At 72.1% G+C, this 14,615-nt stretch carries 10 protein-coding genes and 1 pseudogene; 6 read left to right on the forward strand and 5 right to left on the reverse strand.

From position 1 onward, the window contains the following. Positions 1-245: 245 nt before the first annotated feature. Positions 246-1,205 carry a cysteine synthase A gene (gene cysK / locus K5L01_RS00515; protein WP_250060946.1) on the reverse strand — a complete coding sequence of 320 codons (960 nt, stop codon included), beginning with the start codon at positions 1,203-1,205 and terminating at the stop codon, positions 246-248. A gap of 19 nt (positions 1,206-1,224) precedes the next feature. Further along, positions 1,225-2,688 (reverse strand): siroheme synthase CysG, encoded by a 1,464-nt coding sequence (gene cysG, locus K5L01_RS00520; RefSeq protein ID WP_250060948.1) that lies wholly within the window; start codon positions 2,686-2,688, stop codon positions 1,225-1,227. A gap of 162 nt (positions 2,689-2,850) precedes the next feature. Between cysG and K5L01_RS00525 the strand changes: the two genes are divergently transcribed. From K5L01_RS00525 to K5L01_RS00540, 4 genes are all read left to right on the forward strand, one after another. Then, the gene (locus tag K5L01_RS00525; protein ID WP_250060950.1) at positions 2,851-3,834 is read left to right on the forward strand and encodes a LysR family transcriptional regulator; all 984 of its coding nucleotides are present in this window, start codon (positions 2,851-2,853) and stop codon (positions 3,832-3,834) included. A 195-nt stretch (positions 3,835-4,029) separates the two neighbouring features. Then, positions 4,030-4,440, forward strand: coding sequence for a DUF2946 family protein (locus tag K5L01_RS00530; protein ID WP_250060952.1), 411 nt, complete (start codon positions 4,030-4,032; stop codon positions 4,438-4,440). A gap of 71 nt (positions 4,441-4,511) precedes the next feature. Beyond that, positions 4,512-6,575, forward strand: coding sequence for a TonB-dependent copper receptor (locus K5L01_RS00535; RefSeq protein WP_250060954.1), 2,064 nt, complete (start codon positions 4,512-4,514; stop codon positions 6,573-6,575). Between the two features lie 78 nt (positions 6,576-6,653). Then, positions 6,654-7,094, forward strand: a complete 441-nt coding sequence (locus K5L01_RS00540; protein ID WP_250060956.1) for a BLUF domain-containing protein — start codon at positions 6,654-6,656, stop codon at positions 7,092-7,094. Positions 7,095-7,106: 12 nt separating this feature from the next. Here K5L01_RS00540 and K5L01_RS00545 read toward each other — a convergent pair whose 3' ends face one another. The 3 genes and pseudogenes from K5L01_RS00545 to K5L01_RS00555 form a co-directional block, all read right to left on the reverse strand. Next, positions 7,107-7,841: a phosphoadenylyl-sulfate reductase gene (locus tag K5L01_RS00545; RefSeq protein ID WP_250060958.1), complete on the reverse strand. Its 735-nt coding sequence runs from the start codon at positions 7,839-7,841 to the stop codon at positions 7,107-7,109. After that, positions 7,838-9,631, reverse strand: a pseudogene (gene cysI, locus K5L01_RS00550) (assimilatory sulfite reductase (NADPH) hemoprotein subunit); the annotation flags it as partial. The gene K5L01_RS00545 and the pseudogene cysI, both read right to left, overlap by 4 nt. Before the next feature lie 10 nt (positions 9,632-9,641). Then, positions 9,642-11,483 (reverse strand): assimilatory sulfite reductase (NADPH) flavoprotein subunit, encoded by a 1,842-nt coding sequence (locus K5L01_RS00555; RefSeq protein ID WP_250060962.1) that lies wholly within the window; start codon positions 11,481-11,483, stop codon positions 9,642-9,644. 197 nt (positions 11,484-11,680) lie between these two features. Here K5L01_RS00555 and cysD point away from each other — a divergent pair, with 197 nt between their 5' ends. After that, complete coding sequence (gene cysD / locus K5L01_RS00560) at positions 11,681-12,592, forward strand: sulfate adenylyltransferase subunit CysD (protein ID WP_250060964.1); 912 nt, start codon at positions 11,681-11,683, stop codon at positions 12,590-12,592. Continuing rightward, positions 12,592-14,472 (forward strand): sulfate adenylyltransferase subunit CysN, encoded by a 1,881-nt coding sequence (gene cysN, locus K5L01_RS00565; RefSeq protein ID WP_250060966.1) that lies wholly within the window; start codon positions 12,592-12,594, stop codon positions 14,470-14,472. Before cysD ends, cysN begins: the two co-directional genes overlap by 1 nt. Positions 14,473-14,615 lie beyond the last annotated feature (143 nt).

Consider the following 14,615-nt stretch of genomic DNA (forward strand, 5'->3'; position numbering starts at 1 on the left):
CGGCCGTCGGTTGTGGCCGCCGCTCCGCCGAGGGGGCGGGCAGGGCGGTGGCGTCCCGTGGGCCGTCGCCGGGGAGGCCTCGACGCCGGGGCGACGCTCCGTTCCTGCGGCTGCGCGGCAGGGCGCCGGCGGTGCAGTGGCCGCAGGCCGGGACCGGGCGCATCGATGGGGGCCGACAGTGGCCGCCAGCGTCCACCTGTCCCGGCGGGGCGACCCGGGACGCCGGGTCGCCGTGGGGCGGTGGCTCAGGGCAGGCCGGCCAGCCAGTCGTCGTCGCTGCCTTCGTTGATGTCGGCGAACAGCGGGGTGGAGAAGTAGCGCTCGCCGGTATCGGGCAGCATCGCCAGGATCACCGAGCCGGCCGCGGCGTCGGCGGCCAGTTCCAGTGCGGTGGCCACGGTGGCGCCGGAGGAGATGCCGACGAAGATGCCTTCCTCGGCGGCGAGCCGGCGCGCGGTCTCGATCGCGCGCTCGTCCTGTACCGAGTGGAGGACGTCGTAGGCGCCGCGGTTGAGCACGTCCGGCACGAAGTCCGGGGTCCAGCCCTGGATCTTGTGCGGCTTCCATTCGTCGCCCTTGAGCAGGGCCGCGCCGGCCGGCTCGGTGGCGACGATGCGGGTGTCCGGGCGCGCCAGCTTCAGCACTTCGCCGACACCGGTGACGGTGCCGCCGGTGCCCCAACCGCTGACGAAGTAGTCCAGGCGGCGGCCGGCGAAGTCGCGCAGGATCTCGGCGGCGGTGCTGTTGCGGTGATAGGCCGGGTTGGCCGGGTTGGCGAACTGGCTGGCGAGGAACCAGCCGTGCTGGTCGGACAGTTCCTTGGCCTTGCGCACCATGCCGGTGCCGCGCTCGGCGGCGGGGGTCAGGATCACCTTGGCGCCATAGGCGCGCATGGCCTTGCGGCGCTCGACCGAGAAGGTCTCGGTCATCACCGCGACGAACTTGTAGCCGCGGGCGGCGGCGACCATGGCCAGCGCCACGCCGGTATTTCCGGAGGTGGCTTCGACGATGGTGTCGCCGGGCTTGAGCACGCCGCGCTGTTCGGCGTCGAGCACGATCGCCAGCGCCAGCCGGTCCTTGACCGAGCCGCCGGGATTGAAGGCTTCGACCTTGACGTAAAGGTCCACGCCGGCCGGCGCCAGGCGGTTGAGCTTGACCACCGGGGTGGTGCCGATGGTGTCGAGAATGCTGTTGTAGAGGGCCATGGGGAATCTCCTGGGGGAATCAGGCGGCGTCAGCCAGTGTCGTCGGCGGCGTCGGTAGGGAAGGTGAGGGCGCGTCGTCGGCGGCCGGGAGCGGGGCGGCGCCGAACCAGTGCAGGTCGGTGGCCAGGGCGGCCACGTCGCCGAGGATCAGCAGGGCCGGCGAGCGTACGTCGTGGCGGAGGGCGCTGTCGGCCAGTTGCCGCAGCGTGCCGCTGACCACGCGCTGGTCGCTGCGCGAGCCATTCTCCACCAGCGCGAACGGCGTGGCGGCGGGCAGGCCGGCCTCGAGCAGCCGCGCCTGGATCCGTGCCAGCGCGGCCACGCCCATGTAGAACACCAGGGTCTGCCGCGGCGCGGCCAGCGCCGGCCAGTCCAGGGTATCCAGGGAGTCGCGGCAGTGGGCGGTGACCAGGCGCAGCTGCTGGGCATGGTCGCGGTGGGTGAGCGGAATGCCGGCATGGGCCGCGCATGCCAGGGCGGCGGTGATGCCGGGTATCACTTCATAGGCGATGCCGTGTGCGCGCAGGAACTGCAGCTCTTCGCCGCCGCGCCCGAACACGAAGGCATCGCCGCCCTTGAGCCGGACCACCCGGCGGCCGGCGCGGGCATGCTCCAGCATCAGCGCGTGGATCTGTTCCTGGGAGGTGCTGGGCCCGCGTGCGGACTTGCCGACCGCGATGCGCTCGGCGTCGCGCCGTGCCAGCCGCAGCACGCCGGCACCGACCAGGCGGTCGTGCAGGATCACGTCGGCCTGGTTGAGGGCGCGCAGTGCCGCCAGGGTCAGCTGGTCTGGGTTGCCGGCACCGGCGCCCACCAGCACCACCGAGCCGGCGGCGGCTGGCGGCGTGTCGGCCATGGCCTGCTGCAGCGCTGCCTCGGCCTCGGCCGGACGGCGCCGGCGCAGCAGGTCCAGGACCGGGCCGTCGAGCAGGTGGTCGAAGAAGCGGCGGCGTGCGGCGAGGTCGGTGAAGTGCGCGCGGATGCCGTCGCGGCGGCGGCCGATCAGTTCGGTGAGCTGGCCCCAGGCGCTGTCGAACAGGGTTTCCAGGCGGCGCCGGACATGGCGCGCGACCATCGGCGCGGCGCCGCCGGTGGAGATGGCGATCCGCAGCGGTCCACGCTCCACCACCGCGGGCACGTGGAAGCGCGACAGCCGCGCATCGTCGACCACGTTCACGAACAGCCGCCGGGCATCGGCGGCGTCGGCGACCGCGCGGTTGACCGCCGCTGCGTCGGTGGCGGCGACCACCAGCCAGATGCCGCTGTCCAGCCAGCGCGGGCTGAAGGCGCCCCGCAGCCAGTCGATGCGGCCCGCGTCGGCCAGTGCCTGCAGGGCCGGTACCAGCCGGGGCGCACCGACCCGCGGGCGGGCGCCGGCGTCCAGCAGCGCCTCGACCTTGCGGGCCGCCACCGTACCGCCGCCGACCACGAGGACGGCGCGGCCGTTCAGGTCGGCGAACAGGGGAAACAGGGGAGCGTCCAAGGCGGGAGGCGGTGTCCGGTGAAGGGGCCACGACCGTAGCCCTGCCCCCGGATGCCCGGAAATGACTTGCGCCCCATGCCATATGACGTTCGGTTATAAGTGGGGTCGGGAATCTGGCCTACAGTCGATGACCCGCCCTGCCCGAGACGTTTCCGAGCCCCGATGACCCTGACCCAACTGCGCTACCTGGTGGCCATCGCCGACGCCGAGCTCAACATCACGCAGGCGGCCACGCGCGTGCACGCCACCCAGCCGGGGTTGTCCAAGCAGCTCAAGCAGCTGGAGGACGAGCTGGGGTTCCTGTTGTTCGTGCGCAAGGGCCGCAGCCTGGAATCGGTGACCCCGGCGGGGGAGGAAGTGATCGCCCGCGCCCGCCTGGTGCTGGCCGAAGCCAACAACATCCGCACCTATGCCGCCAACCAGCGCCGCGAGAGCCACGGCCAACTGATCCTGACCACCACCCATACCCAGGCGCGGTTCGTGCTGCCGCCGGCGGTGGCACGGATCAAGCAGGCCTATCCGCAGGTCAGCGTGCACCTGCAGCAGGCGGCCGAGAGCGATGCGCTGGACCTGCTCGGCCAGGGCGATGCCGACATCGCCATCGTCAGCACCGCGGGCGGCGAGCCCAGCACCGGCATCGCGGTGCCGCTGTACCGCTGGCGGCGGCTGGTGCTGGTGCCGCGCGGGCACGCGCTGGACCGCGCCGGCCAGGTGCCGGACCTGGCGGCACTGGCCGGGCACCCGCTGATCAGCTACGAATCCTCGATCCGTCCCGGCTCGTCGCTGCGGCGTGCCTTCGCCACGCGGGGACTGGAGCCGGACCTGGCGCTGACCGCGCTGGATGCCGACCTGATCAAGACCTATGTGCGCACCGGCCTGGGCGTGGGGCTGCTGGCGGAGATGGCGGTCAGTGCCGGCGACAGCGACCTGCGGGCATGGCCGGCGCCGGCGCCGGTCCCGGAGTGCGTGGCCTGGGCGGTGCTGCCGCGCGACCGCGTGCTGCGCGACTACGCGCTGGAACTGGTGCACGTGCTGGCACCGCAGATCGACCCGCGCGACCTGCGCCGCGTGCTCGACGGCAACCAGGAGGCCGACTGGCCGTCGCCGCCGACCTGGGAATCGCTGACCCAGACGATCACCAGCTGAGCGCTGCGGCGCGGCGACGGCCGCACCGGGATCGCCCGCGGGGATGAAACCGGCGGTGCGCCGGATGCCGCGGTGGAGCGTCGCAGGCCAGGGCGGCTGGACCGGCCGGTACGCGCGCGGCGGCCCCTCATGCGGCAAACGGTCGCACCCGTGCCGGGCCGGCCGCGGTGGCGGCACCGATAGAATGACCGGGTCATGCGCTTGGCCCGTTTTCAATCCGTCCTGCTGTACCTGGCATTGGCCGCCACCCTGTTGATGGCGCTGGCACCGGTGCTCAGCCGCTGGCTGCAGGCGGCGCCCGCGCCGGGCGTCGCCCTGCTGGTGCACGAGGCGGCCCATGCCGACCACACCGCTCACACCGGCGGACACGCCGGGGAGCCCCGGGGCGCGGCCGGCCACGGCCTGCCGGCCGGGCCGCATGCCGCGCATGGCGAGGCCTGCGACTACTGCACCATGGCCTCGCGCCTGCTGCCCTGGCTGGCAGCACTGCTGGTGCTCGCTCCGCTGCTGCACCGGCCCGCGCCGGCCTCGCCATGGGCGGTCGCGGTGCCGGCCAGCCTGCGCTGGCCGGCGCATCCGGTCCGCGGGCCGCCGTTGTTCTCCTGAAAGGCCCTTCCCCATCCTTTCCCCCTGCACGGCCGCCGGCGAGGCGTCGCCGTGCCGTTCTGGAGAACCCCATGTTCCCTGTTTCCCGTCTGCCGGGTGGTCCGGCCTGCCTGTCCGCCTGCATCTGGCTGGCGCTTGCCCCGGGCCTGGCCCAGGCCGAGGTGCCCGAGACCGCCCACACCCTGGATACGCTGGTGGTCACCGCCACCGCGCCGGCCTCGCCGTTGCACTGGGTCACCGATCCGCGGTTGCCGCGGCAGCCGGTGCCGGCCAGCGATGGCGCCGACTACCTGAAGACCGTTCCCGGGTTCTCCGCCATCCGCAACGGCGGCACCAATGGCGATCCGGTCCTGCGCGGGCTGTCCGGATCGCGGCTGAACATCCTCAGCAACGACGGCAGCCTGATCGGTGCCTGCCCGTCGCGGATGGACAATCCGTTGTCCTACATCGCGCCGGAAACCTACGACCGGCTGACGGTCATCAAGGGACCGCAGAGCGTGCGCTGGGGCGCCGGGGCGTCGGCCGGCACGGTGCGTTTCGAGCGCGACGTGCCGCGCTTCGACGCGCCGGGCATGCAGGTGCAGGCCAGCGCCCTGGGCGGTTCGCGCAACCGCAACGACCAGATGCTCGACGCCAGCGCCGGCAGCACGCCGGGCTACCTGCGGGTCAGCGGCAACCGTTCCGAGTCCGGCGACTACCGCGACGGCAACGGTGACGTGGTGCCGTCGCGCTGGCGCAAGTGGAATGCCGATGCGGCCATCGGCTGGACCCCCGACCCGGATACCGTGCTCGAGCTCAATGCCGGGACCGGCGATGCCCTGGCCCGCTACGCCGGGCGCGGCATGGACGGATCGGCGTTCAAGCGCAGCAGCTACGGCCTGCGTTTCGAGCGCGGCAACCTGCCCGGTGCCTGGGACACGGTGCAGGCCAGCCTGTACCACAACACCGCCGACCACGTGATGGACAACTACACGCTGCGCACGCCCAACCCGCACGGCAGCATGCCGATGGCGATGGCCTCGAACGTGGAGCGGCGCACCCGCGGCGGGCGCGTGGCCGCGGAGTGGCGCTGGCAGGACGTGGCCGTGGTCGCCGGCGTGGATGCGCAGGACAGTCGCCACCGCAAACGCGGCGGCATGGGCCGCGGCACCTGGCGGCAGCTGCCGTGGACCCGCGATGCCGAGCTCGACAACCGCGGCGTGTTCAGCGAGCTGACCTTCGGCGAGGGCACGCCGCAGCGCTGGGTGGGCGGGATGCGGGTGGACAAGGCCAGCGCCCGCGACCTGCGCCGGAGCACGGGGATGATGGGCATGCCCAACCCGACCGCCGGACAGCGCCGCGAGGAAACCCTGGGCAGCGGCTTCCTGCGCTACGAGCGCGACCATGGCCAGGCCTGGAACTGGTACGCGGGCTTCGGCCACAGCGCGCGCATGCCCGACTACTGGGAGCTGTTCTCGGCCGATGCCGGGCCGGCCGGCAGCGCCAGCGCCTTCGCCGCGGTGAAGCCGGAGAAGACCTCGCAGGTCGACCTCGGGCTGCAGTTCCACGGGCGCCAGGTGGAGGCCTGGGTATCGGCCTACGCCGGGCGCATCCAGGACTACATCCTGTTCGCCTACCGCAGCGGCGGCATGATGGGCGGCAGCACCCGCGCCGACAACGTCGATGCCCGCATCGCCGGGGCCGAGGCCGGGCTCGAGTGGCGCCCGGCGAGCGCCTGGAAACTCGGCAGCACGCTGGCCTATGCCTGGGGCGAGAACCGCGACAGCGGCGGCGCGCTGCCGCAGATCCCGCCGCTGGAGGGGCGCTTCAGCGCTGCCTGGGAACACGAGCGGTGGTCCACCGGGCTGCTGCTGCGGGTGGTGGACCGGCAGGCCCGGGTGGCGCTGGACCAGGGCAACGTGGTCGCGCGCGACCTCGGCCCGAGTGCGGGATTCGCCACGCTCGCGCTCAATGCGGCCTACCGGGTGACCGATAGCCTGCGGGCCAGTGCCGGTGTCGACAACCTGTTCGACCGCGCCTATGCCGAGCACCTGAACCTGGCCGGCAGCGCCGATTTCGGCTTCCCCGCCGATCCGGTGCGGATCAACGAGCCGGGCCGCACGTTCTGGCTGAAGCTCGACTACCGCTACCAGTGACAGGGTGTCCCCGCCGCCGGGCCTCCGGCGGCGGGGAAGGTGTGGCATGCTCGCCTGCCTTGCCCGGAGAACCCGCAGATGACCTACTGGGCAGTCGCCTATCTCAGCACCGCGGTGGCCGGCCTGACGACCGAGGACCTGGACCATCTGCTGGTCGATGCCCGTGCGCACAACCGGCTCGAAGGCGTCACCGGCGTGCTGCTGCACGACGGGGCCCGCTTCTTCCAGTATTTCGAAGGCACGCAGGAGGCGGTGGCGCGGATCTACGCCCGCATCCAGGCGTCGCGCATGCACGTGGAGATCGAGGAGCTGCAGAACGGCCCGGTGCCGCAGCGCCACTTCACGCAGTGGCACATGGGCTGCACCCAGACCGAGGGCAGCGTGCTGCAGACCCTCAGCAGCCGCCAGTGGCGGCATGAAGTCGAGTTCCTGCGCGAGGACATGGCGCGTGCCGGCGACCTGCCGGGGCTGCGCGAGCTGCTGGCCTTCTGGGAGGAGCACCAGCAGGCCGAGGCCTGAGCGGCGCGCGCGCTACATCTCGTGCAGGCCGCACTCGCGCTTGAGGCCGAAGAAGCGGGTGTCCTCCTCGCGCATGCCCGGTTCCCAGCGGCGGGTGGTGTGGTAGTCGCCGATGGAGACGTAGCCCTGCTCCCAGAGCGGGTGGTAGGGCAGGTCGTGCTGCTGCAGGTAGGCCCAGACGTCGCGGTCGTTCCAGTTGGCGATCGGGTTGACCTTCCAGCGGTCGCCACGGCGTTGCAGGACCGGCGTGCCGGCACGGCTGGATGACTGGTCGCGGCGCAGCCCGGTGAACCAGGTGCCGGCCTGCAGTTCGTCGAGTGCGCGCTTCATCGGCTCGACCTTGCGCAGGTTGTTGTACTGCTCGATGCCGACCAGGCCCTGCTCCCAGAGCCGGCCGTGGCGGGCTTCCATCCAGGCGCGGCTGACCAGCGGCCGGTAGACCTTCAGGTTCAGGCCCAGGCGCTCGGTCAGCGCATCGGCGAAGCGGTAGGTTTCCGGGAACAGGTAGCCGGTGTCGACGAGGATCACCGGGATGTCCGGCTGCGCCCGGGTGAGCAGGTGCAGGGTCACCGCCGACTGGGCGCCGAAGCTGGACGACAGCACGTGGGTGCCCGGCGTGTGCTCCAGCGCCCAGCGCACGCGTGCGGCGGCATCGAGCGCTTCCAGTTCGGCGTTGAGCGGACCCGGGTCGTCCGCCAGGGGCGCGGTGGCGGTGGCATCGTTCGAGGATCGGGGCAGGGCGCTCATGCGTGCAGTTCCACGGGAATCTCGCGGTGGGTGGGATAGGGCGGCAGCGCGACCACGCCGGTGCGGTGCAGGAAGTCGCCGAAGCCTTCGTCGCGGATGCGGTCGGCGGCGTAGCGCGCGAACAGCGGTTCCAGCGCGGCGAGGATGTCCGGCTCGGTGATGTTTTCCCGGTACAGGGTGTTCAGCCGCTGGCCGCGGTGGTCGGCACCAAGCATCAGGTTGTAGCGCCCCGGGGCCTTGCCGACCAGCGCGATCTCGCCCAGGTAGGGGCGCGAGCAGCCGTTGGGGCAGCCGGAGATCCGCAGCAGGATCGGCGCCTCGGCCAGGCCGTACCGTTCCAGCAACGGCTGCAGCCGGGCGCTGAAGTCGGGCAGGTAACGCTCGGCCTCGGCCATCGCCAGGCCGCAGGTCGGCAGTGCCACACAGGCCATGGCGGCACGTGCCAGCGCGGTGGGCGCGCGGTTGCCCGCGTCCAGCCCGGCCTGCTGCACGATGGCGTCGATCCGTGCGCGCTGGTCGGCCGCCACGCCGGCGACGATCAGGTTCTGGTTGCCGGTCATGCGGAATTCGCCTGCGTGGATGCGGGCGATCTCGCGCAGGGCGGTCAGGTGCGGTGCACCGGGCAGGTCGGCGATGCGGCCGGCCGGCAGCGAGAGGGTCAGGTGCCAGCGGCCGTCGCTGCCTTCGGTCCAGCCGTAGCGGTCGCCGTTGTGCTCGAAGGGGCGCGAACGGCGTGGCTGGAAGGCCACGCCGGCGCGGCGCTCGATCTCGGCGACGACCGTGTCCAGGCCATGGTCGTCGAGGGTGTACTTGAAGCGGGCGCGCTTGCGCAGCGTGCGGTTGCCCAGGTCGCGCTGGGTGGTGACCACCGCGGTGGCCACGTCGAGCAGGGCGGCGCGCGGGATGAACCCGGCCATGTTGGCCAGGCGCGGGTAGGTGCCGGCGTCGCCGTGGGTGGCGCCCATGCCGCCGCCGAGGGTGACGTCGTAGCCCAGCAGGTCGCCGTCGGCATCGAGCACCCCGATGAACCCCAGGTCGTTGGCGTAGACATCCACGTCGTTGAGCGGCGGCAGGGCGAACCCGATCTTGAACTTGCGCGGCAGGTAGCGCTCGCCGTAGATCGGTTCGTCCTCGGCGCCGCTGCCGGCCACGCGCGCTTCGTCCAGCCAGATCTCGTAGTAGGCGCGGGTGTTGGGCAGCAGGTGCTCGGAGGTGCGCGCGGCATCGGCGTACAGCGCCGCATGCGCGCTGGACAGCAGCGGGTTGGCCGCCACCAGCACGTTGCGGTTGACGTCGCCGCAGGCGGCCAGGGTGTCGATCAGCGCGGCGTTGATGGCCTGCATCGTCGCCTTCAGCTCGCGCTTGATCACGCCATGGAACTGGAAGGCCTGGCGGGTGGTGATGCGCAGCGAGTGGTTGCCGTAGCGGGTGGCGACGGCGTCGAGCTTGAGCCACTGCTCCGGGCTGACCACGCCGCCCGGGGTGCGGGTGCGGATCATGAACTGGTAGGCGGGCTCGAGCTTCTGCCGGCGGCGCTCCTCGCGCACGTCGCGGTCGTCCTGCTGGTAGCTGCCGTGGTACTTGATCAGGGTCTGGTCGTCCTCGCGCAGGGCGCCGGTGACCGGATCGGCCAGGCTTTCCAGCAGGGAGCCGCGCAGGCGGTTGCTGTCGGCCTTGATGGATTCAACGGAGTGGGTGCTCATCGGGTTCGCTGTCTGGCTGTTGGAAGGGGTGCGCGGGAGCGGCCGGTCCCGCCGGGCCGGCGCGGTGCCGGGGAACGGCGCCGGGCGCCGTCAGCCGTCAGTACACATCCCGCCCATAGCGCCCCTCCGTGTGCAGCCGTGTCAGGTAGTCGCGGGCACCGTCCTCGTCCAGCCCGCCGTGTTCGCGCAGGATTTCCAGCAGCGCGGCATGCACGTCCTTGCCCATCGCGATGGCGCCGCACACGTACAGGTGGGCACCGTCCTGCAGCCAGGCATACAGGTCGCGGCCGCGGGTACGCAGGCGCTGCTGCACATAGATGCGGTCGGCCTGGTCGCGCGAAAAGGCCAGGTCCAGGCGGTGCAGTTCCTTGCGCCGCAGGGCGTCCTGCCATTCGGTCTGGTAGAGGAAGTCGCTGTTGAAGTGGCGGGCGCCGAAGAACAGCCAGTTGCGGCCGCCGGCACCGGTCTCGGCGCGCTCCTGCACGAAGCCACGGAACGGCGCGACGCCGGTGCCCGGGCCGATCATGATGATGTCGCGGCCGCCGTCGGCCGGAACCCGGAAGCGGGGATTGGGCTCGACGAACACCGGGACCTGCGCGCCTTCCTCCAGCGCGGCGAGGAACCCGCTGGCCGCTCCCAGGTGCGGGCCGCCATGGGCGTGGTAGCGCAGTTCGTCGACGGTGAGGTGGACCTCCTCGCCGACCCGCTTGCGGCTGGAGGCGATGGAGTACAGGCGCGGGGCGGCCGGGCGCAGCGTGTCGAGCAGGCTGTCGGCGCTCCAGTCGGCCGGCCAGCGGCGCAGCACGTCGACCAGCTGGTGGTCCTCGAACAGCGCGGCCAGCTGCGGCTTCTGCGCCGGCTCCAGCAGTTGCTGGAGGTCTGCATGGTCGCCGCGCCCGGCCACCGCGGCCAGCAGCGGCCGCGAGATGCGGGTCAGTTCGCGGTGTCCGCCCAGCCACTGCGACAGCGGACGGGCCTGGCCGTCATGCGCGACCTGCAGGTCGCCGTCCAGGCCGGTGGCCGCCAGCACCGCTTCCACCAGCGCGGCCGGATTGCGGTGCACGATGCCCAGCGCGTCGCCGGGCTCGTACTGCAGGTGGCTGCCTTCCAGCGACAGCTCCAGGTGATGCACGGCCTTGGCCGCGGTGCCGTGCACGGCATAGGCGGGGCCCTTGAAGTCGCGGCCGCTGATCACCTGCCGCGACAGCAGCTCGGCGGCGAAGGGCTGCTGGGCGCTGTATGCACCGCCCTGGCGCAGCGGGGTGACGTTGCTGGCCGCCGCTGCCGGCGCGGCTTCCGCGGCCAGGCGGCTGCGGGCGTCGTCCAGTGCCCGCGCGCGCCAGGGATCGGCGATGTGGGCGATGTCCAGGTCGGCTTCGCCCACCGGCTGCAGGCGCGTGGCGCCCAGTTCGGCCAGGCGCTCGTCCAGGGCGCGGGCGATCCCGCAGAACTCGGCATAGCTGGAATCGCCCAGGCCGAGCACGGCGTAGTGGAGTCCGGGCAGGCGCGGCGCACGCTTGCCGCGGATGAACTCGACCAGGCCGATGGCATCGTCCGGCGGGTCGCCCTCGCCCTGGGTGCTGATGACGATGTAGAGCAGGCGCTCGCCGGCCAGCTCGCGGGTGGCGTAGGCGTCGGCGCGCAGCAGGCGCACCGGCAGGCCCGCGGCCTCGGCCTCGGCGGCCAGCTGTTCGGCGGCGCGCCGGGCATTGCCGGTCTGGCTGCCGTAGACAACGGTCAGGCGCTGGCCGGCCGCGGTGGCGGCCTGGCCGCCGGGCACCACCGCCAGCGACGGCGGCGGATGGCCCTGGGCCAGGCCGGCGGCGAAGCCGGACAGCCACCACAGGCTGTTGCCGTCCAGGCCCTGCACCAGTTGCGACAGCAGCAGGCTGCGGTCCTCGGGCAGGGGGCTTGGGGGCAGGGAAGCGGCGGCGGTCATGGCCTGTCCAGTCCGGAGTAGGACGGCAGATGCTAGGCAGGCGCCGGCCGCGGGGGAAAGGAGGGGCGGTTATCGGGTCATGCCCTGCGCTCATTTCTGCGCCGGCCGGCGCGGCCGCACACTCGCTGCCCTTCCGGCATGCCGCCGGACCGCATCGCCACCGCCCCGGCCCCGGGGTGTTCCTGGAACCTGTCGCAATGACCGTGAGTGTGTCCCTGTCCCACCTGGATCGGCTGGAAGCCGAGAGCATCCATGTCCTGCGCGAGGTGGCCGCCGGCTTCGCCAACCCGGTGCTGATGTATTCGGTGGGCAAGGACAGCTCGGTGCTGCTGCACCTGCTGCTCAAGGCGTTCGCCCCCGGTGTGCCGCCGATCCCGCTGCTGCACGTGGACACGCGCTGGAAGTTCCGCGAGATGATCGCGTTCCGCGACCGCCGCGTGGCCGAGACCGGCGTCGACCTGCGGGTGCACATCAACCCGGACGGCATCGCCCAGGACATCGGCCCCGTGAGCCACGGCGCCTCGGTGCACACCGACGTGATGAAGACCCAGGGCCTGAAGCAGGCGCTGGACACCTGGAAGTTCGACGCGGCGGTCGGCGGCGCGCGCCGCGACGAGGAGAAGTCGCGCGCCAAGGAGCGCGTGTTCTCGTTCCGCAACGACCGCCACCGCTGGGATCCCAAGAACCAGCGCCCGGAGCTGTGGAACCTGTACAACGCCCGCATCCACCCGGGCGAGAGCGTGCGCGTGTTCCCGCTGTCCAACTGGACCGAGCTGGACATCTGGCTCTACATCTACCGCGAGAAGATCCCGGTGGTGCCGCTGTACTTCGCCGCCGAACGGCCGGTCGTCGAGCGCGACGGCAGCCTGATCATGGTCGACGACGAGCGCCTGCCGCTGCGTCCGGGAGAGGTGCCGCAGCAACGCAAGGTGCGCTTCCGCACGCTGGGCTGCTACCCGTTGACCGGGGCCATCGAGTCCGCGGCCGACACGCTGGAGAAGATCATCGCCGAGATGCTGGTGTCCACCAGTTCCGAACGGCAGGGGCGGCTGATCGACCACGATCCGTCCGCGTCGATGGAGAAGAAGAAGCTGGAGGGGTATTTCTGATGCACGCGGTCGCCACGCCTTCCGATATCGCCGGCTACCTGCGGCAGCATGAATCCAAGCCGCTGCTGCGCTTCATCACCTGCGGCAGCGTCGACGACGGCAAGAGCACCCTGATCGGGCGGCTGCTGTACGAGAGCAAGCGCCTGTTCGACGACCAGCTGGCCGCCCTGGAAGCGGACAGCCGCCGCCATGGCACCCAGGGCGAGCGCATCGACTATGCGCTGCTGCTGGACGGCCTGGCCGCCGAGCGCGAGCAGGGCATCACCATCGACGTGGCCTACCGCTACTTCGACACCGACCACCGCAAGTACATCGTCGCCGACTGCCCGGGCCACGAGCAGTACACCCGCAACATGGCCACCGGGGCGTCCACCGCCGACCTGGCGGTGGTGCTGGTGGACGCGCGCAAGGGGCTGATGCCGCAGACCCGACGCCACAGCTATGTGCTGTCGCTGCTGGGCATCGGCCAGGTGGTGCTGGCGGTCAACAAGATGGACCTGGTCGACTACGATCCGGCGGTGTTCGAGCGCATCGCCGGGGAATACGAGGCGCTGGCCCGGCAGTTCGGCATCGCCCGGGTGCAGGCCATCCCGCTGTCGGCGCTGGAAGGGCAGAACCTGTCGCAGCGCTCGCCGCGGATGCCCTGGTACCGCGGCCCGAGCCTGATCGAGCACCTGGATACGGTCGCGTTGCCCGAAACCGGCGCCGGCGACGCGCTGCGCCTGCCGGTGCAGTGGGTGAACCGCCCCAACCAGGATTTCCGCGGCTTCGCCGGTACCCTCGCCGCCGGCCAGGTGCGCGCCGGCGATGCAGTGGTGGTGCTGCCCTCGGCGCGCCGCTCCCGGGTACGCCAGGTGCTGGGGCCGGACGGGCCGCTGGCCCAGGCCGGTGCCGGCCAGGCGGTGACGTTGACCCTGGACGACGAGATCGACGTCAGCCGCGGCGACGTGATCGCCGCGGCCGGCGATCCGCCGGAGGTGGCCGACCAGTTCGCCGCGCACCTGCTGTGGATGGACGACGCCGCGCTGTTGCCGGGCCGGCCCTACTGGCTGCGGACCGGCAGCCGCACGGTGGCCGCCAGCATCAGCGAGATCAAGCACCGGGTGGATGTGAACACCCAGGAGCGGCTGGCGGCCAAGCGCCTGGAACTGAACGAGGTCGGCTGCTGCAACCTGTCGCTGGACGAGCCGGTGGCGTTCGAGCCCTATGCGCGCAACCGCGCGCTGGGCAGCTTCATCCTGATCGACCGCCAGAGCAACGTCACGGTCGCCGCCGGTACCCTGGACTTCGCCCTGCGCCGGGCCGGCAACGTGCACTGGCAGCACCTGGACGTGGACCCCGCCGCGCGCGCCCGGATCAAGGGGCAGACCCCGCGGGTGCTGTGGTTCACGGGCCTGTCCGGCGCCGGCAAGTCGACCCTGGCCAACCAGGTGGAAAAGCGCCTGCACGCGCGCGGCTGCCACACCTTCCTGCTCGACGGCGACAACGTCCGCCATGGCCTCAACCGCGACCTCGGGTTCACCGACGAGGACCGGGTGGAGAACATCCGCCGGGTGGCCGAGGTCGCCCGGTTGATGGCCGATGCCGGGCTGATCGTGCTGGTCAGCTTCATCTCGCCTTTCCGTGCCGAGCGGCAGATGGCCCGCGAGCGCTTCGCCGAGGGCGAGTTCGTCGAGATCTTCGTCGACGTGCCGCTGGAGGTGGCGGAGGCGCGCGACGTCAAGGGCCTGTACCGCAAGGCGCGCGCCGGGCAGATCCCGAACTTCACCGGCATCGATTCACCGTACGAGGCACCGGAATCACCGGAGCTGCACCTGTATGCCGACGGCGAGGCGATGGACGCCATGGTCGACCAGGTGATGCGGCTGGCGCTGCGCTGAGACGCCGCGCCAGCCGTGCCGGGGCTGGCGGGCGCGCGCACCCACGGGGGGTGTGGTGCGCGGCCCGCCGGCGCGGATCGGGAGGGGGGAGCGCGCCGCTCCCTCCTCCCGATGCACTCCATACCCCCCTCCCATAGAGGAAG

Source organism: Stenotrophomonas mori, from assembly GCF_023556335.1.
In the GTDB taxonomy this organism is placed as follows: Bacteria; Pseudomonadota; Gammaproteobacteria; order Xanthomonadales; family Xanthomonadaceae; genus Stenotrophomonas; species Stenotrophomonas mori.